Genomic DNA, 24,452 nt, shown 5'->3' with positions numbered 1-24,452 from the left:
TTTTTAACTCGTTAAACTCCCCAGCATCTCTCGCAACTGAGCGATCGCCTCCATTTGATGATTCCCCTTTTCCCGATCGCGATCGAGTTCCGCCATCGTCCCCTCCAACTTTTGCCGCAAGCCACCAAGATTATCCTGTACAGGCTGCAACATTTCTTGATAAAGATTCACCCGCCCCCAGAGTTCCGCCACAGTCACCCGTTGACCTTGTAAATTCTGTTCCAACTGCTTAATTTCGTAGCGCTTAGCCTCCTGCTCCCCACTTTGGCGGTGAATAGTCCCCTCCATTTGCGCGATCGCCTCCCGTATCTGCTGAATTTGAGCTTCCAGTTTCTGCAATTCCTCCCCATACTGATGCCGTTGCCCCTCTAACTGACTCAAAACCGGCCCCAAATCAATTTTTTCATTTTGTTTACCACCATCAGCCTTACCCAGCCTACGCTCCAGCACAGCTTGGTGTTGACTCAAAACCTCCTCCCTCTCCCGCAGACTGCGGCGCTGGCCAACAAGAGTTTCATTCAACATCTCATAATTTTCTTGCTCGTCAGCCAGTTCCCCTTCCAAACTCAAGCGATCGTACTCGCTAGCCGCTTGGATCTTCGCTTCCAACTCTTCAATCGCTTGGCGTTGAAAAGTCAACTCCTCTTCCTGATCGTTAACAAAACGAAACACCTTTTCCAAATCCTGTTGCAGATGCTGCACCAACCCCTGCAACTCCTCCACCGGCATCTTCTCCAGCGCTTGCACATCCACCTTCTCGCTCACACTCACCCGATCCGAAGACTCAGCCAAGCGGTAAAGTTGCTGGTAAACATCCTCCTGCGCCCGCATCTGCGATCCCAAAGCCTGAGTCTGCTCTTGCTTAACACCCAGAGCACTTTGCTGGCCCTTTAACTCAGCCCGCGCTTGCGCCAAAGAATCTTGAGCTTGTTGCCATTCTTGCCATCGATTCTGGATATTCTGATTATTTTTTTCAACCTCATCCTGCTGTTGCTGAACCCAACCCCGTTTTTGTTCCAACTGCTGCCAGTGCTGATCCAGCAGTGCCTGTTGAGCCACCACCATCGCCAAAGAGTGATTCAACTCCTCCCGCACCAACTCTTGAGGAGCAGCCGCCCCCGACAGCCGTTCGAGCAAATCTTGAATATTCCGCGCCTGCCGATCGTCCAACACCGCCGCCTGCTGCAAAGTAGTCTGCTGCTGCTCCATGCGCTGCATCTCGCCCCGCAACTGTTCCCAAGCACCCTCAATTTCCAGGCGACTGCGATCGACCTCTTCCCGTAAGCGATTAGCCTCCTCCCGCGCACTTTCAATTTCCGAGCGTTGGGCCTCCAGCCGTTCCAGCTCATCCTCCATTTGCGCTAGCTGCTCTTCGCGAGCCTGCATCTCCATTTCCCGGCGGTTGAGCTCCTGACTAGAAAAAGTCAGAGAAGCCTTCCACTGCTCGATTTCCTCTTCCTTGTCCTTAAACTTATCCTGCAACCGCGAGAAATTTTGCAGAATGCTCACCAATTGGCGGGCGGCCTCCTGAATTTGCTGTACCTGCTTACTATTACTCAGCTCAACCAGCACCAGAGTCCCACCGTTAAAGCTATTAGCTTCCTCCGCCGGAATCAACTCCTCACCGGGTACAGCACTCCAATTGTGCTCGCTTCGCCGACAAGCTAGCAGTTTGAGTTCAGCCTTACCGCTACCAAGACCAAAGCTGCTTTTCTGTTTTTGTACTTCCGCTAGATACAGCACGCTGATCGTCCTCTTGAGGTGTCGTTTGCCCAATCCGTGGATAACATTCTTTTCCGACTGTAGCAGCACAGGCGCGTGCTACTAACTCAGAGCGTCCAGAAAGCGCAAGAATGCACCGCCTTCTGGAGTTGCAAGCCTTCTAAGTCTGACGCGCTGCTCCTGGACGGCACAACTGAAGGGGCGGCAATTGCCCCGTTGCTGTAATTCCAATTTAGGCTGAAGATGCGCGTCAAGGTCAGCTAGTCAAAAAGTTTTCACTTATTTTATCAGTCTTATCGCCTCACGGGTAGAAGCGATCGCAAACCTAACGTGCCCGATCGTGTAGATTCGGAGTACACCCCGATAATTTCCATCTCAGAGCAGTATTAGGCTAGTCTAACTATAGTTCATAAAAAGTTCCAAAATGGAAACCCATCCCCTAAAGGGATGGGAGTGTCAAAAGTTTAAGTAAACTACCCACCGCTAACCCTGACTCTAAAACCGAGGGCAACACGGGGGAAATACCCCTACACAGATGTAGAGGGCCAGGTTGGCTGTGCTGCTTGGATAGTAAAGTCATGCGACACGAGCTGATAGCCAAATTAGGTCAAATTCCAACGGTTTTAAGGAGAAAACTGTAGCTCCATGCAGGGAAATTTGAATGAAATAGACATCCGTAGCATCCTGCAACTGATTGAGCTGGGCCAGCGAACTGGAGAATTGTTTGTCGAAGCCTACAGCTCAGCGAGCAGCGGCATCAACCAGCAAACTACTCACCGTTCGCCCTCAGAACAATCTTGGTTTGTCTTCTGTTTTAACGGTCAGATCATCTACGCTACCCAAAGTGCGGGCAGCTTGTTTCGCCTGCGAGACTACCTGCGACGCTATAAAGCCGACACCGCCCTTGACAATATCGAAGCGCCTTCGATCGCATCTACTAATGCTCCTGAGTACGGCTACCTCTGGGCGTTGTTGGAAAACCACACCCTCACCCCCGCCCAAGGGCGCAGTATCATCCACAGCATGGTACACGAAACTTTATTTGACTTGCTCAGCCTGCATCAGGGTGCTTTTACCTTTGAGATGGGGCCAGCCTTAGCACCCCAATTGACTAGCCTGGATATTAGCTCCCTGTTAGCTAAGATTATTAAACAAGTCCAAGAGTGGAAGCAGTTTCACCCTCACATTCAGTCCCCGAACCAGTGTCCGGTGATTTCAGACACCGCTCAACTGCGGTCAGCTCTAAGACCCAATGTCTTTAACACCCTCAACCGTTGGGCCGATGGTCATACCTCGATTCGCCAAATGGCACGATACCTAAACCGAGATGTCTTGACAGTTGCTAAAGCGATTTATCCATTCGTGCAGCAGGGATTAGTACAACTGTTCTATCAACCTTCTAACACAGACGGTCAGGTGCGGGAATGGTCATCAAGGGAAATTAAGATTCCCAGAGTAGTCTGCATTGACGACGACAACGTTATTCGCAAGACAGTCGAGGCGATTTTAAACGAACATGGCTATGAGGCCACTGGTATTAGCAATCCCCTCAAAGCGCTGAGTTTAGTTTTTCAGCTCAAGCCTGATTTAATCTTGTGTGATATTGCCATGCCAGAACTTGACGGCTACGAAATCTGCGCCATGCTCCGTAATTCCACTGCTTTTCGGCAGACACCAATCGTCATGCTCACAGGAATAGATGGATTTATCGATCGCGTCAAGGCCAGGATGGTAGGAGCAACCGACTATTTTACCAAGCCCTTTGGAGAAAGCGAATTATTAATGCTCGTAGAAAAATATGTCGGGCCGGGTTTGAAGGAACCTCCAGAATCGGCAAGACTATTAGCTGACGAACTAGAAAATCACATAGAAGAAAACCAGAAACCGCAGAAAACCTGATGCGATGCCTACAGTGCGGCGTTTCGCCATCACAGTTTCTAACTTACTAGGAATTCAATTTCCCACCAAAGTCAGTCTCAATGCCCGAAGTGCAAATATAATATACCTAATTCTCAACTAAGCTCCTAAACAAATATCTCTTTAGGTCAACAGAAACACGGGCGAACAGCCGTTCGTCCCTACCGAACTCTCAAACAATTGCTATACGGGTAGGTATTCGGCATTATGGTGGGCAACCCGGACTTCATATTACCAGGCTTCAGTTCCGATCAAGCTCCTGAATTTCAAGAGCTGGAAAGCCCCGAAGGTGAACTACACCTGCGGTTTTACGTTCCTTCAGGAAACGAGTTTGCACTACCAGCAATGGGCATTCGAGAGGTACTTTCCCCTGCGCCAGACAGAATGACCCCGATTCCCAATGTTTCTCCCTTACTTTTAGGTACTCTAAATATGAGGGGGCGCGTAATTTGGGTAGCTGATTTGGGTCAGTTTCTGGGAGACCAGACACCTTTAAACACAGACAGACCAGAAATTCCGATCATTGCAGTCGAAGATCAAGACACTATATTAGGATTAGCAGTCGATAGAATTGTCGGAATGCACTGGCTCGATGTAGACCAACTGCACGCCCAGTCTTCAGCTCCTGATGGAATGGTTCCATTCCTCAGAGGGGAATGGTTGTTGGGTGATGAGGCTTCTCAGGTTCTCAGATTGCTAGACCAAGTGAAAATTCTGCGCTCGGCCCGGTGGGCTGCATGAAATCGATTTTATTTTTTCGATTTTATTTTTTCGATTGAGTCCGATCCCGAGTGAGAGAGTCACGTCTAAAAGTCAAGCTAAAAATCTAAAATCTAAAATCTAAAATCTAAAATCCAAAGGGGCGGCAAATGGCAACAACAACTACAGACTTTGAGCAGGAGTACCAGCGGGCAGAAGCAGCATACCTAGAGGGGAACTATGAAGAAGCTGCTGGTCTGGTTTATCAGTTAGTAGAAGATTTTCCCGAAGATCCGAGCGCTCGCTTGCTATGCGGTCACATCTACTGCTACGGGCTGCAACAGTATGATGTAGCACGGGAACAGTACATGGTAGTGCTGAGTCTGACCGACGATCCCGGCTTCGTGGATCATGCCAATAATGGCATTGCTGCCGCAGAGCAATTTGCAGTTGGAGCCCCCGTAGAGAGCTTAGAAAATTTTTCAGAAGATAATTTTTCAGAAGATATAGATTTAGAAATGTATTCTGGTCTATCTGGAGATGATGACCTAGAACAACCAGATTTATCGATTTTTGGCGGCGGGTCTGACTTAGAATCCGATCTGTCGATGAGTAGCTCAGAGCTAGACAACGCCGGTATGATGGGTAGCATGGGCCTTTCCGAATTAGATTTTGAAAATAATCTAGAAAATTACGCTAACGACGCAGAACTTTTAAATCCCTTTGGCGAATCCCCTAGCTTCGACAGTGGCGGTAGTGGAGGAATGGCAGCTTTTGCCGATGCGGATCTGGACTCAGGGGCAGAGTTGGGAGGGCTAGATTTTGATGATGGCATGGCTTTGGCCGATACCCAGCTAACATTCCCTCCTCAGAAAGAACAGCCATCACCTTCGGCCTTGGAAAAGACACAAACAGATGTATTTGCAGAGACTTCAGCACAACAGAATGGTCAGACTATAGGTTCTCAATCCTTTGCTGAGTCTGGGTTGGGAGATTCTGGATTAGAAGACCTAGGGGACTTCCCAGAAGATTTTGACGATATGTTTGCACCTTTGGAATTGCCAGATGACCTTAACTTCGAGGAGAATTACCCAGCAGCCGAGACTAACGGCAAGCAAAAGATGCCACTCCAACCACAGTCAACAGTCGAACCAGGAAAGGCAAAGTCTAAAACATCAACCACAAAAGCAAAAGAAGGGAGCGATTTAGGTGGTAAATCCAACTATTCCGTTGCCGAAGACGAAACCCTGCTGATGGGATCGCACAGCGCCCCAGAAGCTTTAAGTGACATCGGTAGTCCCAGCAAAGATTTGAATTCTGGTTTCAAGTCCAATACTCAGGGAAGCAAAGCCGCTAAGAGTGACGATTTGCAAAACGGGTTCAATATCCCAGATAGTTTTGACCTTGATGGCTTCGATGATGATGCCTTCGCAGACTCATTCTCTAGCTACGAAGAAACACCTTCCCACTCTTTCGGGATGGCGGGCCCTGACAGTGACTTTCCCCTAGCACCGAGTCCCCAAAACGATCGAGGTGACTGGATAGATGACTTCGATGAATTTGGAGATGTGGGCAACCTCCCCGACTTTGACATCTCTGATGATGCTAATAGCTCTATTCTGACTACCGGTGGTAGTAGCGGATTTGGAGGGATGACAGGCGGGGTGATGGGGGCGACGACTAGCAACCTGGACTTTGGGGATAACAGCGATGGCTCCGCAATTCGAGATGATGAGATTTTTAGCATTTCAGGAACCCCGGAGTCTGTACCAAGTTTTACTCCCACGGAAGAACCCATTGATGCAACGGTAACGGTAGAACAGGGCGGTTTGGCTTTCTTGGAGAATGCGCCGCTGATTACTAAACAGTTGTACACGGCGATCGGCACGGGGTTAATTTCCTTGGTAGCTGTAGCACTGGTGACGAATTTTGCTTCTTACCAAGCGCTGAAGCAAGATAAGCCAGAGGCGATCGCTTACTTGCGGCAAACAGGCTGGGCAATGACCGCAGCGGCAGGTTTCACCAGCTTTTTGACGGCTTGGGGCTTAGGTCACTTAGTTGCCAAACAAGTAAACCACTCGACAGATGACTTGCAAGTTCAGTTTGATTCGGTATCCCAAGGGAATTTAGAAGCTCGCGCTACAGTTTACTCAGAGGATGAATTTGGCAAAATGTCGGCTAAGTTCAACCACATGGCAAAGGTGATTCTGACTACGACTAGCGATGCTAGAAGGAAGGCAGATGAACAGGAACAAGCCAAAGAAGATTTGCAACGCCAAGTGATTCGGCTGCTGGACGACGTAGAAGGGGCCGCTCGTGGGGATTTGACAGTACAAGCCGAAGTCACAGCCGACGTATTAGGAGCTGTTGCTGACTCCTTCAACTTGACGATTCAAAACCTGCGGGAAATCGTTCACCAAGTGAAACAGGCGGCACGAGACGTGAGTACAGGGGCTTCTGAGAGTGCTACCTTTGCCCAGGGTTTGTCCTCAGACGCGCTGCGACAAGCCGAAGAACTAGCGGCTACCTTAAATTCCGTGCAAGTGCTGACAGATGCGATTCAGCGGGTGGCAGAAAGCGCTCGCGAAGCAGAAGAAGTGGCGCGGGGCGCAGCAGCTAGCGCCATCAAAGGCGGCGAAGCAGTGGAACGGACGGTAGCGGGGATTTTGGAAATTCGGGAAACGGTAGCAGAAACAACCAGAAAAGTCAAGAGATTGGCCGAAGCTTCCCAAGAAATTTCCAAGATTGTCGCTCTGATTGCGACGATCGCCTCCCGGACGAACTTGCTAGCCTTGAATGCTAGCATTGAAGCAGCGAGAGCAGGGGAAGCAGGACGAGGGTTTGCGATCGTGGCGGATGAGGTGCGACAGCTAGCAGACAGATCCGCAAAGTCTCTTAAAGAAATCGAGCAGATCGTGATGCAAATTCAGAGTGAGACAGGGGCAGTAATGACGGCAATGGAAGAGGGGACTCAGCAGGTAATCGAAGGGACGCGGTTAGCAGAACAGGCGAAGCGATCGCTAGAAGATATCATTCAAGTAACGAACCGCATCGACGTACTGGTGCGATCGATTACCGCAGATACCATCGAACAAAACCAGACAGCAAGCGCTGTTTCTCACGTTATGCAGGCAGTAGAATTAACGGCCCAAGAAACTTCCCAAGAATCGCAGCGGGTGTACGGTTCTTTGCAAAACTTGGTGGGAGTTGCAAGAGACTTGCTGACATCCGTAGAACGTTTCCGCGTAGAAACTGCGGAAAGGCAATAAAGCAGGGGAGAGGGGGAGATGGGGAGCAGGGGAGCAGAGGAAGGGAATTAATGTTAACAGTTAACAACTAATAGTTAACAACTAATAGTTAACAGTTAACAGTTAACAGTTAACAATTAACAAAATTTGGAGCGAATTATGCTGCCGGAGCAACAACAAAGGATTATGGGTTACTTTATTGAGGAGGCAAAAGACCACCTCAATACAATTGAACAAGGCTTGCTAAATCTGCAATCCACTATTGAAGACCAAGAACTTGTTAACGAAGTATTTAGAGCCGCTCACTCAGTCAAAGGTGGAGCGGCAATGTTGGGACTCAGCAGCATTCAACAAACCGCTCATCGCTTAGAAGATAGTTTTAAAGTTCTCAAAGAATGCGAAGGCGTAAAGGTAGATCAGAAGCTAGAATCATATTTCCTGCGGGTTTTCGATACCATGAGCACACTGATCGAGCAGTTATCGGGGCCCTTTGGCCTGACAGAAGAAACTGCCGACCAAATGCTTAAAGAAGTAGAACCAGTATTTCAAGAACTCAACAACCACCTCGCCCAAATAGTCAAACAAAGTGGCGGTGTTTGGGAAGCCAGCGAATTGTACGAACCAGAGACAGTAATGGTCGGGGCAATTGGAGGGGTAGGATCTCGAAACTTATCAGTTGTAGCCCCATTACAAAAATCAAAAGCTCCTGTACAGGCAAAAGAAGAAAGCGCACTACAACTAATTTTTCGCTCAGATGTGACCGACCAACTGCGGCAAATGTTGCAAGCATTTAAGCGTCCAGAAGGTTCAGAAAGTCGGCAGCAACTAGATAAAATTTGCAGCAATTTCAAGGCAGCAGGCGAACAATTTGAACTCCGTAACTGGGCGGAATTAATTGGAACAGTAGAAAGAGCGATCGCCAATCCAGAAAACACCTATCGCACCCTGGCACAAGTAGTCATTAGAGACATCAAACAAGCCCAAGAACTGATCGTCGCCGGTCGAGAAGCCGAGATCGCGCCCGGTCAAAATCTGCTCGCTCTATTACCACCAGAACCTGCGATCGCAGAAGAAAACGACAGTGAGTTAGAAGATTTGCTGGCCTTCGCCGATGATTACGGACAAGGAGAAACAGCAGAAGAAACCCTTTGGGATTTAACAGGCGTAGAATTCAACGAAGAAGAAGATGACGGATTAGAAGAATTAGCAGAAAATTCTAACAATAGTACAGATTCCGAAATGGATCTCGATGAAATATTTAACAAGGTAGAAAGTAGCACTAATTCAGGCTTTGAATGGGGAGATGGCAGCGACAGCTACCATGAAACCATGCTTCAGTTTGACGACGGGACACCGTTTGGAACGCCAGATCAGGAGGCACTTTCCTTTAAAGGCTCCAGCAGAAGCGGGCCAGAAGTAGGGATAGCAGAACTTAACACCTTAGCGGATTTGTTTGAGGGCGACACGCCAGACCTCGACGGTACTTGGGAAGAAGAGGATGATATTCCTCCAGAAATGACCTCTGGAGAGGCTATCGGTTTGCCGCCATTAGACGATGATAATTCTGGTGATTTTACAGACCTGTTATTTGACGAAGAAGAGCAACAAAAAGAAGTAGTTAGACCCTTTCCACCAACAGACGATCTTACCAGCTTGTTTGGGGGAGATTTCATGTTAGGAGAAGAGGAAGGGGAAGGGGAGCTCTTGAGCGGGGGAGAAACCCAGAATCCCGAAAATTCCGAATCCCTATTAGATTTAGATGTGGATGACGATGACTTGACAGAGCTATTAGCGATCGCTCCAGTCAGTGAAACTGATAACAATCAAGAGCTTGAAGCTGACTTTAGCAACGAGCAACAAACAGAAATTTCCTCGCTAGACATGATACCGAACCTCGATGAAGAGGGCGAACTTGATGGAAATTGGTTTACAGATTCTCTCGACCAAGAAGAGGCAGAAACCGCTTTGCCAGAACTGGGGTTAGAAAATTCAGATTTAGATGCTTTGTTTGGGGATGGAGCAAACTTTGCTGAGGAAAGCGAAGCCGAAGAAATCGCCTCATCCCGTGCAGCAGTTGAGTCCCAAGATAGCGATTTTGATGAACTTTTTGGCTCAGAGCCAGACCTTGGCAATGATGACTTAGAAGCAGCCGGAAATGTAGAAAATTGGCTCGATTTAGAGAGTGCAAACGATTTAGAATTGCCTAGTTTAGATATGTCTGGGGAAAATGCCGAACTCTCAGACTGGGAAGGATTTGGGGAAGACGAAGAAATTGCCAGCGCTCTATCTACAACCTCTAACAACGACACTGAAGATAGTAATGAACTGGAATTGCTAGATGAGTTGTTGGAATCTGAAGGCGATTTCGATCTGGAAATGGAAAACGATCTAGGAGAATTATCCGAGATCGGCGATGTCGATGAAATACCAGTTGCACCGGATAACTGGTTGGAAACTGAAATGGATTTGTTGGGGGAATTGGAAGTTTCCGAGTCGGCGGATACCTCGATCGCAGTAACAGAAAATCCTGCCGAGGAAGGAAGTTGGGATGACTTGCTAGACTCGAAAGATGCCGAAGTCTCGATGAACTCAGAATTAGCAAGTGAGGCAACAAAGATGAGGCCAAATTTGACAAGCCAGCTAAGTGCAAACGACTCCGATAACGAATTATCAGACTCCGATAGTCTAGGGGAGGATTTTGCTGATTTAGAAGCGATGTTGAGTGAGGTAGGTGAGATCGATGATTCTGACCAAGTAGATGATGCCTTGCAATCAGATGTTTTCTCCGACTTGGAAGACTTGCTGATAGATTCAGAAGATGGGGCTCCAGAGGCAACAGTTGCATCAATTTCCGGCAAAATATCTGCCTCTGTGGAATTGGAAGATTCCACTGATGACGAATTTGGCGACTTGGGTATATTGCTCGATCAAATTAAAGGTCAGGCGGGTTCTGGTCGGGAAACTATGATGGGACAGGCTAGCCGCAACGCTCGACCTAACCGCCGTTCCTTCGAGCAGACGATGCGGGTTCCAGTCAAGCAGTTGGATAACCTCAGTAACCTGATGGGGGAACTGGTGGTTAACCGCAACAGTTTGGAGCAGGATCAAGAGCGGATGCGGCAGTTCTTGGATAATTTGCTGCATCAAGTATCGCTGCTATCTGATGTGGGGGCGCGGATGCAAGACCTCTATGAGCGATCGCTCCTAGAAATTTCTCTGTTAGCGACGCGCCAAGCTCATCGCAATACTTGGCAGCCAGAGGCTCAGGGTAATGACCAGCACAGTGGTAGCAGCAGCAACCGCTTTGGTTTCTCAGATATAGAATTAGACCGCTTTACTCCTTTCCATAGCCAGTCTCAAGAGATTATTGAGCTCATCGTCCGCGTCCGGGAGTCGGCGGCTGACATTGAATTTTTGGTGGATGAGGCTGACCAAGTGACTCGCCAATTACGGCAAGTTACAACTCAGTTGCAAGAAGGCTTAACTCGCGCGCGGATGATGCCTTTTGCTCAAACCGCAGACAGGCTACCCCGTGCGGTGCGAGATATTTCGATTAAGTGCGGTAAGCAGGCGCAGTTAGTGGTGGAGGGTAAGGATACTTTAATCGACAAGATGATTCTGGAGCAGTTATATGACCCCATGACTCACCTGGTGAATAATGCCATTACTCACGGGATTGAAACTCCCGATGTGCGACAGGCCGGTGGTAAGCCCGCAGTAGGTAAGATTACGATTCGGGTGTTCCATCAAGGGAACCAGACGGTGATTTCGATTTCTGACGATGGGGCTGGGATCGATCCGCAAAAGGTGAAGGCGAAGGCGCTCAAGCAAGGGTTGATTACTGCGGCGGGGGCGCAAAAAATGTCTCGCGCTGATGTTTACGATTTGCTGTTTATGCCGGGATTTAGTACCCAGGAACAGGCGACGGAATTTGCAGGGCGCGGTGTGGGTATGGATGTGGTGCGGACTAGCTTGAGCGAAATTCGAGGGAGTATTAGTATTGATTCGACTGTTGGTAAGGGGACTGTGTTTACGATTCGCTTACCGCTGACTTTGAGTATTTCTAAGGCGCTTTGTTGTATTAGCGATCGCGCTCGGATTGCTTTCCCGATGGATGGGGTGGAAGATATGATCGATGTCCCTCGCGAACAGGTGCAGGTAGGGGCAGATGGTCAGCATAGTATTGAGTGGCGGGGTTCGATGTTACCTTTCCGCCATTTGCGGGAGTTGTTGGGCTACAACCGCTATTTGGGTCGGGGTAGTGTTTACGGGTTTAATGCTGACGATGACATGATTTCGGTGATTGTGCTGCGAACGGCTGGGATTTTCTTGGCGGTTCAGGTTGACCAGGTTTCCACTGAACAGGAGATTGTAATTAAGCAGTTGGAGGGGCCTGTACCGAAGCCGGTGGGGATTGCGGGGGCGACGGTGTTGGGGGATGGTCGCATTGTGGCGATCGCAGATGTGCTGGAATTAATCGATTTAGCTACGGGAAGGCTGAGTAAAGAGGCTGGTGGAGCGTTTTGGGATGAAAATAATGCTCAACCTCCTGCTGAGGCTCCTCCTGATAAGAATGAGCCGACTGTGCTGATTGTGGATGATTCGATTACGGTGCGATCGCTGCTTTCGATTACTTTTGAGAAGTCTGGATACCGAGTTGAAGAGGCTCGCGATGGTAAGGAAGCTTGGGAAAAATTGAAGTCTGGTTTGCCTTGTGATATCGTATTTTGCGATATTGAAATGCCTCGGATGGATGGTTTGGAGTTGTTATCGCGGATGCAAAAGGATTCGATTTTGTGCGAGTTACCGATCGCAATGTTGACGAGTCGTGGGGCCGATCGACACCGCCAAATGGCTTACAGTTTGGGCGCACGGGGCTATTTTACTAAGCCTTATTTGGAGGAACATTTGCTTGATGCTGCTTCTCGGATGCTTAAGGGTGAAGTGGTTGGGGCTCCTGCTCCTGCTGGCGCTTAATTATCTTAGTAATTGGTAATTGGTAATTGGTAATTGGTAATTGGTAATTGATAATCGCTAATTGCTAATTGCTAATTGCTAATTACCCATCCTCCACATCTCCCCCATCCTCCCCCTCTTTTTTCTTCTTTTTTGCTTTTTGCTTCTTCCTTCTTCCTTCTTCCTTCTTCCTTAAAATTATGGCTTCTACTATTGAACGGCTTAAAGCAAAATTTGACAAAGCACTGATCGCAGCATTTGGTGAAGATGTGGCGGGTACAGATCCGATGCTGGTATTAGCGAGTAATCCTAATTTCGGTGACTATCAGTGTAATGCGGCGATGTCGCTGACGAAGAAGTTGGGGAAACCGCCGCGCGCGATCGCATCGGCAATTATTGAAAATCTAGATGTGGCGGATTTGTGCGAAACTCCAACGATCGCGGGCCCTGGTTTTATCAATTTAACGCTGAAACCTGGGTACTTGGAGGGGGAAGTGAATGCGATCGCTAACAATCCGCGTTTGGGAATTGCGCCGACAAAAACGCCGCAGCGAGTGGCGATCGATTTTTCTAGTCCGAATATTGCTAAGGAAATGCACGTCGGACATTTGCGATCGACAATTATTGGAGATTGTCTAGCGCGGATTTTAGAATTTCAAGGTCACGATGTTTTACGCTTAAATCATGTTGGCGATTGGGGTACGCAATTCGGAATGTTAATCGCCTATTTACGGGAAGTTTACCCGGAGGCGTTGACAACTGCTGATGCTTTGGATTTAGGGGATTTAGTTGATTTTTATCGCAAAGCTAAAAAGCGGTTTGATGAAGATGAAACCTTTAAAGAAACAGCCAGACAAGAGGTTGTGCGCTTACAAGCAGGTGCGGAAGATACCCGCCGCGCTTGGAATTTGCTATGCGAACAATCCCGTCGCGAGTTTCAAGTTATCTACGATTTACTGGATATTAAATTAACTGAACGCGGCGAATCTTTTTACAATCCGCTGTTACCTGCTGTTGTCGAAGATTTGACAAAATTGGGTTTATTGGTGGAAGATAACGGTGCAAAGTGCGTGTTTGTGGAAGGTTTTACTAATAAAGAAGGTGAACCTTTACCGTTAATTGTCCAGAAGTCAGATGGCGGTTTTAACTATGCCACAACTGATTTAGCCGCACTGCGCTATCGGATTGAGAAAGATGGTGCAAATCGGTTAATTTATGTTACGGATTCTGGACAAGCTAACCATTTTGCCCAATTTTTTCAGGTAGCGAGAAAGGCTGGTTGGATTCCTGATGATGTGGAGATTGTTCACGTTCCTTTTGGGTTGGTGTTGGGAGAAGATGGGAAGAAGTCGAAAACTCGTTCCGGGGAGACAGTGCGGTTGCGGGATTTGTTGGATGAGGCTATAGTGCGATCGCGTGCTGATTTGGAAAAGCGGTTAAAGGAAGAAGAGAGAGAGGAAACTGAGGAGTTTATTGCTAATGTTGCCAAGGTGATTGGTTTAAGTGCGGTGAAGTATGCAGATTTGAGCCAAAATCGCACGAGCAATTATACTTTTAGTTACGATAAGATGTTGGATCTTAAAGGTAATACGGCTCCTTATTTGCTAAATGCTTATGTGCGGGTTAAGGGGATTGGACGAAAGGGAAAAATTGATTTTGATAATTTAGGTGTGGATGCGAAAGTGGTTTTAAAGGACGATGCAGAGTTAGTTTTGGCTAAGCATTTATTGCAGTTTAGTGACGTTGTGAATGCTGTTGAGGGGGATTTGTTACCTAATCGGATTTGTCAGTATTTGTTTGAGTTAAGTCAGAAGTTTCATCAGTTTTTTGAACAGTGTCCGGTGTTGAAATCTGAGGAACCTTTGAGGACTTCGCGGTTAGTTTTGTGCGATTTGACGGCCAGGACTTTGAAGTTGGGGTTGGGTTTGTTGGGGATTGGAGTGTTGGAGAGAATGTGATATTTGATATCATTCATCATCTTGTGTTTTTTCGGGGTTACTAACATCTGGTAACTCACTGATAATTCGGCAAATTTCCGAGGCTGAAATGTCTACTTGTTCTGATTTTGCATAAATAGTCATCAAGAAGATAATTGTAGGTATTTGAACGTGATATATCAGTCTATAGCCAGCACTTTTGCCCTTTTTTATATCGCTGTTTTTGACTCGCACCTTAAACACAATATCATCTATTCCTGATATTTGATTACCGGGCAGTTCTCCCACTTGAAGTTGTTCAATTATCGGCTGAACATCTGAGCGTATGTGGCGGTACTTTTTGGACAATGCGCGTAAATTGCTTTGAAATTGATCCGCAAAATACACCTGAATTGAAGTAGCTTTACTCTGCATCAATTCCCTCCCACAGTTCAGATACTGGTCGTACCTTTCCTGTTTTTATTTCTCGCCATGCTTGGCGAAAGCTTTCTTCTGGAGAGGGGATTGGTTCGCTGTCAGGAATAACGGTCACGCGAACCCGATGACCTGCTAATTCTGAAGCATGGGTAAGAATTTCTTCCCATGTTCCTTCTAGTTCGAGTAGTTGTGGTGTCATTTTTTTGATAGAATTGTGACTAAGTTTATTTTAGCGTGTGAACAAGTGCGATCAGTCTTAACTAATCTATTATTTCATCTTCAGGTTAGTCTAAGTCATTAATTTCTGTATCTTGTCTTTCATCTTTTGTGAGGAGCAAGTTATTAAAATCTGTTACAATTTGTTGAATTTGCTCGGCGGCTATGTCTGATTGTTCTGATTTTGAATAAATGGCAATCAAGATGATGCTTGTCAGCGTTTTAACATAATAAATGAGTCGATATCCAGCGCTTTTTCCTTTCTTGATATCACTGTTTTTGACACGCACTTTAAAAACTTCGTAACCAGTCCCAGGTATCTTGTCGCCAAGCAATTCTCCAGCTTGCAGCAGTTCAATAATCGCCTGAACATCAGAGCGGATATGACGGTACTTTTTGGATAAAGCGCGTAAGTTACCTTGGAACTCCCGCGTCGGTTTAATCTCTATTAAAGGTGGATCATTCTGCATCAATTCCATCCCATAGTTCAGAAAGCGGTATTGTCTGTCCTGTCATTGCTTCGTGCCATCCTTGACGGAAACATTCTTCTGCTGACTTTAGTGGTTCACTGTCAGGAATAACGGTTACGCGAACTCTATGACCGGCTAATTCTGAAGCATGGGTAAGAATTTCTTCCCATGTTCCTTCTAGTTCGAGTAGTTGTGGTGTCATTGTATTTGCTCCTTGAGTTTTTTGGGTTGAGTTTATTATAGCGTGTGCAGGAGGGGATATGATTGCTTTAGTAAAATGACAGTAGTTTAAGGACTTAAGCCAAAGGATTCATGACTTTAATAGCTTTTTCTACTTTCTTAATTTCTGCCCATTGCGAATCAATCCAGTCTCTTTCAGCTTGACGTTGTGCAGGTGTTTCTTGCTGATATCTCTCTTGCTTTTTGAGAAATTCATTATAAAATTCTATTGCTTGAACTAAAGCTTTATTTGCTAGTTTTAATATGTCCTCAAAGATGGAATTAATGAAATTATCAATCTCGGTTGAAACCTCTTTTTTAAACTTTTCAACCTCTTCCCAAGAAAGATCACCTAAACGCTGTTTGATTAAATTATCCAGAGCAGGACTAAGTGCAGACCTCAATGCTTTGGTATTCTGAGGTAGGTAAACTGTCGGACTCTCAAATTTATTTTTTATTTCACTACCAATTAGAATCATCTGATGATTCCACGCAGCTTTTGTCTGTCCATCTAAAATACTGATACACTGCGTAATAAATTCTAGGTTAATCGTGCTAATGTCTTGATAAACCAGAATCAAGCTGTGCTTAATAATTTTATTGACTTCTGTATAAATAAAATTCAAAATGACGGGAATATCTTTAATAAAATCATCTTTTTCTTTCCAGCCAATACCTTTTTTTTGTTTCTGCGTTGCATCAATAAACCATTTCTGTCTTACTCGGATTTCAAAGTTTTTATCCCAATAATCTTGAGCTTTTTCGAGCGCTGAGTTTTTACATTGACTACCTAATTCACGCATTCTAAAATGACAGCCACTTAGCTCGCCAATCTGTTGCCATATTTGCTGTTTTGAAGCTTGGGCAATCCCAAGTTTACAAGTCCAAACGTCTTCAGCGTGATATAGATCGTTGCGGCATTTCTGGACAAATCCCTTAAGTCTGGTAGCCGATTCTCTCAATTCGTCAAAGCAAGGCTGAATTGACTTACTCAAATTTGTAGCAGATTCCTTAATTTCTAATGATTTATCATTATCCATCGCTACGACTGCGGCTGATTGCGCGATGTTCTGAAATGCTTTCATGTATTCGTTCATCTAAGTAATTCCAATGTTGAGCTACAGGGTTAATAATTATAATATAATATATAACACTAATCGCTATTTAGGTAAAAGTCATGTTTTTTATGTTTCCTCCTAACATACAGGCTGGTATCGCCTCCGGTGCTTATGAAGTTGTGAAAAGTGCTGGAGGAGTATTATACGGGATAGCTAGAGACAGGGCAACAGGTCGCTTTGTAGGTAAGGCAATTGGTATGATGCCTGATCCCTTCTTAGGTATTCCACAGCTTTTATTAGGTGCTGCACAAATGGGTCAAACCCATCTGGGTTTTCAAGGAACTTACGCAAGACTATATCTGGTCTCAGAATCTTTAGGATTTATGTCTCAAAGACTAGATATGATTCAAAAAACTGTCTCTATTGGTAATCTTGTTAATCCGTTGTTAGCTATTCCAGATTTTGCATTAAGCGCAGCGCAAATGGTTCAAACCCATCGGGGTTTTCAAGCAACTTACAAAAAACTAGATGTTATTCAGATTGGATTAAAATCCCTCTCGGCTAGTGTGGGAATTCTGTCAGCGTCTACTGCCATCATTGGTGTAGGTGTAGTGGCGATAGCAGCACTGTCAGCGGTTAACCTTCATCAGACCTTAAAAAGGAGGGAAGATATTAAGGAATTGAAGCTAACAGTTAAACATGGATTCATCAGTGTAGAGGAACTGCTAAAAGACCAGAAAGCAGAAATTATTGCTGAGATTAAACAGTTAGGTGAAAGTATTAAATTTGAGCAACATCGTTTAATCTTAAGTCGAGCTTATCAGCGATTTGAGGAAGCACAAAGACTAATTCAAAATGCTTTGTTAATGGAAGATCGAAATACCAGAAATGCTACTTTAACAAGCGCACAACACATTTTAGCGAATGCTTTAGCAGACTATAACGATCCGCATTTGTTAGAAGCTACTTGTGCTGCTGGCTATCTTCGTAGAGCCGAATGTGCTTGGGCAATTGAGCAGACAATTTCATTAACTTATCAATTGCTAAATGAGCCTGGTTCTGTAAGTAATTCCCTTTCCCACCTGCAAGAAAGAATACGCCAAGACATTCTCACCGTTATTGAGCGCTGCACAAAAGATGAACTTGATTTTATCTTCCCCGAAATCACGCGGATTTACAATCACGATCTAGCGGTTTTAAATTGTTGGCAAAATCAGGTGGATTGGATGCTAAGTTTATCGGCTGATGAGCGCGAACAGTTAGCTAGTTTGGAGAGGGAAATCACACCAGTTTCAAATACTAATCAAGAAGTTGCTATAGTTGCAGAACCAGAAGAAATGGCACTCTACGAAAAATTGCAGCAGAAATCACACTTCAAATCGCTACGCGATCAATTGCGATTTTTGATCAAACCTAGCTTACGTCAACAACACGAAGCTTATATTAGTCAGAAAGCAAAAACCTCTGGTTATAAAGCTTTAGCCCCGTCAAGTTGGCAAGAAGTCAATGATTTAACTGTTGCTAATCTTTACTGGTATTTTCAAGGAAATGATGAATCAGCCAAGCAGGCTGCAATAGCATATTAACAGCTTTTATAAAATCGTTTGAATTTAAAAGAGCCTGAACAATGAGCGAAAATACTATTACCCAAGCCGCTGATAATATCTTTATTGACCTGGGATTTTCAGCGGAAGAAGCTGATAATTTACTAATCCGATCGCAACTAATACTGGCCCTGCAAAATCAGATTAAGCATCACGGTTGGACAATCGAGCAAACGGCTCAAAATCTTAAGCAATCAAGTGACCAAATCAAAGCTTTAACTCAAGGTAAAATTGGGCAATTCTCAGTTGATATTCTAATTGCAATGCTCAACCAAGTAGGTATGACTGTCAAAGTAGAAATTTGCCCAAAGGTAGCTTAAGAAAATTTTAGTGCTAAAATGATTTAAAAATCAATAAATCGGAATGCAGTCCTATGCCCTCACCCTTTCCCGGAATGGACCCCTACTTAGAACACCCCGATTTCTGGCAGGAAACTTACCATTGGTTAATTTCCCTGATTGCAGAATCCTTAGTCCCTCAAATTCGCCCCAAATATGAGATCGCCATTGAAAAACGCATCTATCAAATTAACGACACCAATGATAATAATGATGACTCGCTTTTAGTAGGTATCCCCGATGTAACCATCAAACGTCAACCCAATACCCCCGATGTTACTACTGGTTCAGTTGCTACTGCAACCCTAACAGTTCCCACTACCGTCAAAGTGCCAGCCGCTGAAAAAATTAAACAAACTTACCTAGAAGTACGAGAAATGGCAACTAAACAAGTTGTCACCGCAATTGAAATTCTTTCTCCAGTCAACAAACGCAGCGGAGATGGCAGAATTACTTATCTCAAAAAACGTCAGAGTATTTTAGGTAGCTTAACTCATTTAGTGGAAATCGATTTGCTGCGAACAGGGGAACCTATGCCCATACTTAACAATTCCATTCAAAGCGATTATCGGGTTTTAGTCAGTCGCAGCGATCGCCGTCCCCTTGCCGAACTTTATGCTTTTAATCTGGGCAATTCTCTACCTGTATTTCTACTTCCCTTGCGCGAGGAAGATGTAGAACCTATTGTTAACTTACCAGAATTATTCGCAGGTGTTTACGATCGCGCGGGCTATGATTATCGAATCGATTACGAGCGAGATCCGATACCGTCCCTGTCAGAACAAAATCTGCTTTGGGCAAAGGAACTTTTACAAGCAACTGGACTGCGAGATAATTAATCCTATTTAAGTTTATATATCGGTGCGTTCATGCCGCAGACACTTCCTCTGGCAAAACATAGAAATCTACATCAATTTCCGCATTCAATTGATGCGCCATCTCCACAAGATACTTATCAAAATGAATTGCGGGCACGCTCCCACTCCGATAATAAATCACACAAGAAATCTCCGCAGTATAAACCTTGCACAACTCTACTAAAGGCAGCCATCCTGGTTGAAGCTGTTCCAAAACAGATTTTATATAGTCTTCTAAATAAATCGACTTTTCTACTTGCGAATACACGCTCCAACCATTCTGCTTGTGTCGTCTAGTACCCCGTGAAGTAATTAAGTCACCAATTCTCCAAATTTCAGTAGGTTTTATGCCTACTTTGGCGGTGACATCGTCTGGATCAAACTCCATTCCTATCAACTGGAAATAGGCGTAAATTTCTGATTCCATCTGAATGCTCCTTTTGAAACTTACTAGAAATCATTAATGTTCAAACCTGTTGATTCACCGGCCCCAATACCACCTTTGGGTTTAATATAGATATTACCCTCAGTGTCTTTGTAAAGGTCTTTGTTTGCAGTATTGCGCTTACCTTTTATTTTATGGATATTTTCTCCTCCTCTCTGTAGTCTATCAATATCATCCCAAGTTAGTAGCTTATCCTGTCTCCAGTTTCGCTCCTCTTCACCATTATCTGAATTTGTTTGAACCATACCTCACACTCTCAAAAAATGAGAGTTGAGATTAATTACAAAATCTCAACCCTCATCGCATCTTACCCAAATAACCGCTGCTGTCCATCCGCAATAGGTTGGCCCGGATAAATCTCGCGAGTGCCCTTGGGAATATAAATCCAGCCAAACTCCTGCAAGCGATTAGTCAAGTTAGAAATACTCACCCCCAACTCATCTCGAATTTTATATAAATGCGACCACTTCGTTAAATCTTTTCCCTCCCTTTTCTCCTCTAAAATATGCCGAGGCATCAACAAACAACCTGCAAAATATTGTGCTTGCCATTCAATTGATGCTATCTTTGTATCAGCACTCGAACCCCGACAGACAAACGGTTCTTCAGAATCAGAGGCAATTTTTCCCAAATCACCTAAATCTAATTCCAACTGTTTAACACTACCATCTGCCTCATCGTGATTGATGTGCAACACCCAATGGCCGATCTCGTGCGCGATCGTTGATTCAATAAACCCAGCAGGCAAATCAAGAATGTTTTCATTGATCTCAATTTGCCGCAGCCAGGGGAGAATCCTCGCCGCGATCGCACCTTCTGAATCCGGCGGGATGCAGTCCCAAACTACTCCCAAATCCAGAAAATCAGCCACCATTGACGCTTCAAACGGCCATCTCGGCGCGAAATTTGACGTTTGCTGCATCCGCATCAAAATGTCGTTTGCTTGACGCTCAATAGTTTCTTTGGGATAAAAGCGATACGGCTTAAAGATACTCACTTTGTTGCCCTCTCTCACTTAATGCACAGACTTTTTAATCCAACTGGGATCGTCTTGCATCCGGCGAAAAAGTGCTTGCATTTCCTTCGGATTCTGTCTCAGCAATGCTTCGTACTGCTGAGGCAATCTTCCCGCCAGAAAAATCAACTCCTCTTGATCCAGATCCAAATTCCGCGCTAACGCTCTAATTACCTCCTCTTTGGGCGGATAATCAGCGCGATCGTTCTCCAGTTTAGATAAGTAAGTAAAGTCCACACTAAGTAAACCAGCTAGCTCACGTTGTGAGTAGGATTTGTCCTTACGAGCTTGGCGAATCAGCCTTCCAAAAGTTTGTTCCACGTTTTTTTTCCCTCCCGATCGCTATTGTAGGCTTTTTTGAATAAAAGTTCAACAAAAAGCTTGACGATAAAATCAACTCGCGCTAAGATGGGTTTAGTTGATGAGAAAGTCAACGAAAATGCGGTACTGATAGCGTTACGCACTAAAAACAACCAGTTAACACGCTATAGATAGCGTGTCTTGCCCAGGAGTGAATGCGATCGCCCAGCGTAACCGCTGGTACACAAACAAGGAGGAACTGCCATGTTGAGAACTTGGACAGACACGCACTACAAGCTCGAAGACGACGACTGGCTCTATATCGCCACCCACGAAGAACAAAATTCGGCCTCCCTGGTTTGTCCCGGCTACGCGCGGGATGGCGAAGGTTTTAGTATCCACTTTACGCCAGCGCACGTAGAAATCTTAGAGCATTTAGTTGGTGCTTTAAGGATTATTAAAGCGCAGCAGGAAGCGATGCTTGAATACAGATATCCAGAGCCTAAAACGACAAGCCACTTAATTCGCTAATGGCTAATTGCTAAGGGCTATTAGAGTTGTAAATCAACAGAGAATAAAGGAAGAAAAAAAAATGACTAAGACACAAGAAAGACCGACAATTTCTGTTTTTGGCGCTAAACCCAACGACGCAATTTTAGTGCCAGAAATGCCAATCGCAGTCCGTAATAACTGCCAGTCAGGACAGTGGACAATTGGCGACAAAGACTGCGGCTCGAAGTCTTCAATGACCATTCTCAAATTTAGCAAATTTTTCGGTTCCCTCGGCCAAACTCAGAATACTTTATGGGGGCAATTATGGTTTGTTGCTGAATCCGGGGAATTGCCGCACGGAGTTGTGATGGTCACGTACATTAAAGGCCGAAGTTTAAACGATTTTAACTGCTTAGTTGCCTCAGTTCAAGCGCGAGGTGTAGAGCCGGCAACTGGTCTTTTTGTACCAGAATTTGTCAAACATTCCGGCCAGAAACCCGATGATAATGGTGTAGTAAAACCGATCAATTACTACAGCTTAAAATGGTCTTGGGTTGAACGTTCTGACTGGTCAGTTATCGACCAAGCAGCAGCAGTTTTATCCGATCAAAACAACTTGTCACGTATGATCGATCTAGAAAGCACAAAATCTATGGTGTGCTTGGACAACCTGCCACCCCATGAAATTGCCTGCTTAATGGCCGCTCATACTAATAGCCGAGACGAGACTATTGCCTTGAATTCTAACGGCGGTATCGCCTTACCACCAGCAGCAGAAAAAGCAACTGCTGACGTATTCTAATCGGATTGTAGAGGCGCGATTAATTGCGCCTCTACACTAATTTCAGGATGTATCAAGAGGGTAAAATGAAAAAGATTGCAAATTTGACTAAATCAGACGTGCGCGAAACCAGTTTGAGACGCAATTTAGACGTAACAAAAGAGATTCGCACTGATGCTACAAACGATCTCGAAAGTCTGACGGAAGATTTTAAACACATGACTTTAGTAGTCGAGTCTGTGCAACGAAATTACAAAGCACTTTTAGCGCAAAATCAACAACTAAAAGACACTCTTTTAGGCTTAGTTGAAGAGTGCTATTGTTGGCAAGGTAATCGGTGCGAACGCTGTCAGCGAATTCTTAAAGTTTTAGCTGGTGACAAAGCTGAAGAAAAAATCGATCCAGTTGGAGAATACAAAGCAATTCTCAAGCAACTCCGCAAACTCGGATGATTGATAAGCCATTCCAATTTAGCTATTGACGGCAGAGTTCGATCGGCGCATCATAGAAATAGAAACACTGTTCGCAAAGTACAACCATACAATCAGGAAAAGCAATATGACCATAGGAAATGTTAAAGACAGTAAAGCCAAGATTTTGCAATCTTTTCAGCAAATTTTGACTGAAAAGAAAAAAATCGAATCCAAAGTCGCTACTAAGGAAGAGGAAGCAGAAAAGGCTAAAAACAAACAACTCCTAGAAGTTGCCGCCACTTATACAATTGATAGCATTGTCAAAGGTTTAGCTGACCTACAATTAGATTTTGGCAGCATCATCAACGGAGTAACGGAGAAATTAGGTACAGAATCCTCGAAATTAGATGAGCTCAAACGCGCCCTCGAAATTGAAACCCAACGCTTGCAAGAATTGCAGCAAATTCGCGTCGTAGCAGATGCTCTTCATATCTTAACTCAAGAACATCAAGAGAAATTAACATCCCTAGAACAAACCGCCGCTAATCAGCGTGAAACCCTGGAAAAAGACACGACTGAAAAACGTAAAGCTTGGCAAAAAGAACAGCAAGAATTTGAGGCAAGTATTGCAGAACAAACTGCATTAATTACTAAAGAAAGGCAGCGGGAAACAGCAGATTATCAATACGAATTAGAGCGCACTCGCAAAGTCGAAACTGACGAATACGAAGAGTTTAAACGCAAATTAGAACGGGAATTGCAAGCATCTACCCGTGAGAAAGAGAAGAAATGGGTAGAACGGGAAAAATATCTGGCTGACAATCAAGCCGAATTTGAAGAAAATCAAACTAAAGCCTCTGGCTTTGAAGAAGAACTGAAGCAAGCCTATATCAAAGCTAAGGAAGAAGCAATTCAAGAAGTCACCCGCGAAGCGAAAGTAAAAGCAGATTTGTTTGAGAAAGAATGGGAATCTACTAAGCAGGGTTCTGAATTGAAGGTGCAATCGCTACAGGAAACAATTGCACGACAAACTGAACAAATTGCCGACCTTTCCGCTCAATTACAAGCCACGATGAGACAAGCACAAGAATTAGCAATGAAAGCCTTTGCAACTAAGAGTTGATTGTTAACTGTTAACCGTTGGTTGTTAATTGTTAACTGTTAACTGTTAACTGTTAGTTATTAATTGTCATTGCGAGCGAAGCGAAGCAATCTGAGGGTGTTATAGCAACCGCCAAGACGGTTAGGACAACTTTATTTGTTGAACGTAACGCCGCCTTCTAGGCGGTTAGGGCAACGCCTAGAAGGCGGCGTTACGGATATCTGTCCTAACTGCCTTTACTTACTA

22 protein-coding genes are annotated in these 24,452 nt (G+C 45.0%); 12 read left to right on the top strand and 10 right to left on the bottom strand.

Going from position 1 to position 24,452, the window contains the following annotated elements:
• Positions 1 to 3: 3 nt before the first annotated feature.
• The gene (gene hmpF / locus PY364_RS26795) at positions 4 to 1,743 is read right to left on the bottom strand and encodes a pilus motility taxis protein HmpF (protein WP_275570761.1); all 1,740 of its coding nucleotides are present in this window, start codon (positions 1,741 to 1,743) and stop codon (positions 4 to 6) included.
• Between the two features lie 624 nt (positions 1,744 to 2,367).
• Here hmpF and PY364_RS26790 point away from each other — a divergent pair.
• The 5 genes from PY364_RS26790 to argS all read left to right on the top strand — a co-directional run bounded on the left by PY364_RS26790 (position 2,368) and on the right by argS (position 14,500).
• A complete protein-coding gene (locus PY364_RS26790) occupies positions 2,368 to 3,621 on the top strand; it encodes a response regulator (protein ID WP_275570760.1) in 1,254 nt (417 codons plus the stop codon).
• A 225-nt stretch (positions 3,622 to 3,846) separates the two neighbouring features.
• A complete protein-coding gene (locus tag PY364_RS26785; RefSeq protein WP_275570759.1) occupies positions 3,847 to 4,380 on the top strand; it encodes a chemotaxis protein CheW in 534 nt (177 codons plus the stop codon).
• Positions 4,381 to 4,508: 128 nt separating this feature from the next.
• Positions 4,509 to 7,607 (top strand): methyl-accepting chemotaxis protein, encoded by a 3,099-nt coding sequence (locus tag PY364_RS26780; protein WP_275570758.1) that lies wholly within the window; start codon positions 4,509 to 4,511, stop codon positions 7,605 to 7,607.
• A gap of 138 nt (positions 7,608 to 7,745) precedes the next feature.
• Entirely contained in the window at positions 7,746 to 12,563 is a 4,818-nt protein-coding gene (locus PY364_RS26775) for a response regulator (protein ID WP_275570757.1), read from the top strand.
• Between the two features lie 179 nt (positions 12,564 to 12,742).
• The gene (gene argS / locus PY364_RS26770) at positions 12,743 to 14,500 is read left to right on the top strand and encodes an arginine--tRNA ligase (protein ID WP_275570756.1); all 1,758 of its coding nucleotides are present in this window, start codon (positions 12,743 to 12,745) and stop codon (positions 14,498 to 14,500) included.
• A 9-nt stretch (positions 14,501 to 14,509) separates the two neighbouring features.
• Here the strand turns inward: argS and PY364_RS26765 are convergent, their stop codons facing one another.
• From PY364_RS26765 to PY364_RS26745, 5 genes are all read right to left on the bottom strand, one after another.
• A complete protein-coding gene (locus PY364_RS26765; protein ID WP_275570755.1) occupies positions 14,510 to 14,893 on the bottom strand; it encodes a type II toxin-antitoxin system RelE/ParE family toxin in 384 nt (127 codons plus the stop codon).
• On the bottom strand, positions 14,883 to 15,095 hold the full coding sequence (locus tag PY364_RS26760) for a hypothetical protein (protein WP_275570754.1): 213 nt from the start codon (positions 15,093 to 15,095) through the stop codon (positions 14,883 to 14,885). Before PY364_RS26760 ends, PY364_RS26765 begins: the two co-directional genes overlap by 11 nt.
• 85 nt (positions 15,096 to 15,180) lie before the next feature.
• Positions 15,181 to 15,582, bottom strand: coding sequence for a type II toxin-antitoxin system RelE/ParE family toxin (locus PY364_RS26755; RefSeq protein ID WP_275570753.1), 402 nt, complete (start codon positions 15,580 to 15,582; stop codon positions 15,181 to 15,183).
• Positions 15,572 to 15,784 carry a hypothetical protein gene (locus PY364_RS26750; protein WP_275570752.1) on the bottom strand — a complete coding sequence of 71 codons (213 nt, stop codon included), beginning with the start codon at positions 15,782 to 15,784 and terminating at the stop codon, positions 15,572 to 15,574. The genes PY364_RS26755 and PY364_RS26750 overlap by 11 nt, the downstream gene beginning before the upstream one ends.
• A 94-nt stretch (positions 15,785 to 15,878) precedes the next feature.
• Positions 15,879 to 16,841 carry a hypothetical protein gene (locus tag PY364_RS26745; RefSeq protein WP_275570751.1) on the bottom strand — a complete coding sequence of 321 codons (963 nt, stop codon included), beginning with the start codon at positions 16,839 to 16,841 and terminating at the stop codon, positions 15,879 to 15,881.
• A 137-nt stretch (positions 16,842 to 16,978) separates the two neighbouring features.
• Between PY364_RS26745 and PY364_RS26740 the strand changes: the two genes are divergently transcribed.
• From PY364_RS26740 to PY364_RS26730, 3 genes are read left to right on the top strand one after another with little or no spacing between them, the layout of a single operon-like run.
• Entirely contained in the window at positions 16,979 to 18,445 is a 1,467-nt protein-coding gene (locus PY364_RS26740; protein WP_275570750.1) for a hypothetical protein, read from the top strand.
• A gap of 41 nt (positions 18,446 to 18,486) precedes the next feature.
• Positions 18,487 to 18,783: an XRE family transcriptional regulator gene (locus PY364_RS26735; RefSeq protein WP_275570749.1), complete on the top strand. Its 297-nt coding sequence runs from the start codon at positions 18,487 to 18,489 to the stop codon at positions 18,781 to 18,783.
• 53 nt (positions 18,784 to 18,836) lie between these two features.
• Positions 18,837 to 19,640 carry a DUF4058 family protein gene (locus PY364_RS26730; RefSeq protein ID WP_275570748.1) on the top strand — a complete coding sequence of 268 codons (804 nt, stop codon included), beginning with the start codon at positions 18,837 to 18,839 and terminating at the stop codon, positions 19,638 to 19,640.
• Between the two features lie 28 nt (positions 19,641 to 19,668).
• Here the strand turns inward: PY364_RS26730 and PY364_RS26725 are convergent, their stop codons facing one another.
• The 4 genes from PY364_RS26725 to PY364_RS26710 form a co-directional block, all read right to left on the bottom strand.
• Complete coding sequence (locus PY364_RS26725; protein ID WP_275570747.1) at positions 19,669 to 20,085, bottom strand: DUF4279 domain-containing protein; 417 nt, start codon at positions 20,083 to 20,085, stop codon at positions 19,669 to 19,671.
• 23 nt (positions 20,086 to 20,108) lie between these two features.
• Positions 20,109 to 20,348 carry a polymorphic toxin type 33 domain-containing protein gene (locus PY364_RS26720; RefSeq protein ID WP_275570746.1) on the bottom strand — a complete coding sequence of 80 codons (240 nt, stop codon included), beginning with the start codon at positions 20,346 to 20,348 and terminating at the stop codon, positions 20,109 to 20,111.
• Positions 20,349 to 20,410: 62 nt separating this feature from the next.
• A complete protein-coding gene (locus PY364_RS26715; RefSeq protein ID WP_275570745.1) occupies positions 20,411 to 21,100 on the bottom strand; it encodes an ImmA/IrrE family metallo-endopeptidase in 690 nt (229 codons plus the stop codon).
• Positions 21,101 to 21,118: 18 nt separating this feature from the next.
• A complete protein-coding gene (locus tag PY364_RS26710) occupies positions 21,119 to 21,439 on the bottom strand; it encodes a helix-turn-helix transcriptional regulator (protein WP_007356438.1) in 321 nt (106 codons plus the stop codon).
• A gap of 243 nt (positions 21,440 to 21,682) precedes the next feature.
• On the opposite strand from PY364_RS26710, the gene PY364_RS26705 reads away from it, so the two are divergent.
• The 4 genes from PY364_RS26705 to PY364_RS26690 all read left to right on the top strand — a co-directional run bounded on the left by PY364_RS26705 (position 21,683) and on the right by PY364_RS26690 (position 24,227).
• On the top strand, positions 21,683 to 21,949 hold the full coding sequence (locus PY364_RS26705; protein ID WP_272030428.1) for a hypothetical protein: 267 nt from the start codon (positions 21,683 to 21,685) through the stop codon (positions 21,947 to 21,949).
• A gap of 61 nt (positions 21,950 to 22,010) precedes the next feature.
• Positions 22,011 to 22,712 carry a hypothetical protein gene (locus tag PY364_RS26700; protein WP_275570744.1) on the top strand — a complete coding sequence of 234 codons (702 nt, stop codon included), beginning with the start codon at positions 22,011 to 22,013 and terminating at the stop codon, positions 22,710 to 22,712.
• A gap of 65 nt (positions 22,713 to 22,777) precedes the next feature.
• Positions 22,778 to 23,143: a hypothetical protein gene (locus PY364_RS26695; RefSeq protein WP_275570743.1), complete on the top strand. Its 366-nt coding sequence runs from the start codon at positions 22,778 to 22,780 to the stop codon at positions 23,141 to 23,143.
• Positions 23,144 to 23,249: 106 nt separating this feature from the next.
• The gene (locus PY364_RS26690) at positions 23,250 to 24,227 is read left to right on the top strand and encodes a hypothetical protein (protein WP_275570742.1); all 978 of its coding nucleotides are present in this window, start codon (positions 23,250 to 23,252) and stop codon (positions 24,225 to 24,227) included.
• Positions 24,228 to 24,452: the final 225 nt, after the last annotated feature.

The sequence above is a fragment of the Kamptonema sp. UHCC 0994 genome (assembly GCF_029167235.1).
Classification (GTDB): Bacteria; Cyanobacteriota; Cyanobacteriia; order Cyanobacteriales; family Microcoleaceae; genus Kamptonema.
Note: the sequence above shows the minus strand (reverse complement) of the source record. Positions and strands in the feature narration are given on the sequence as shown.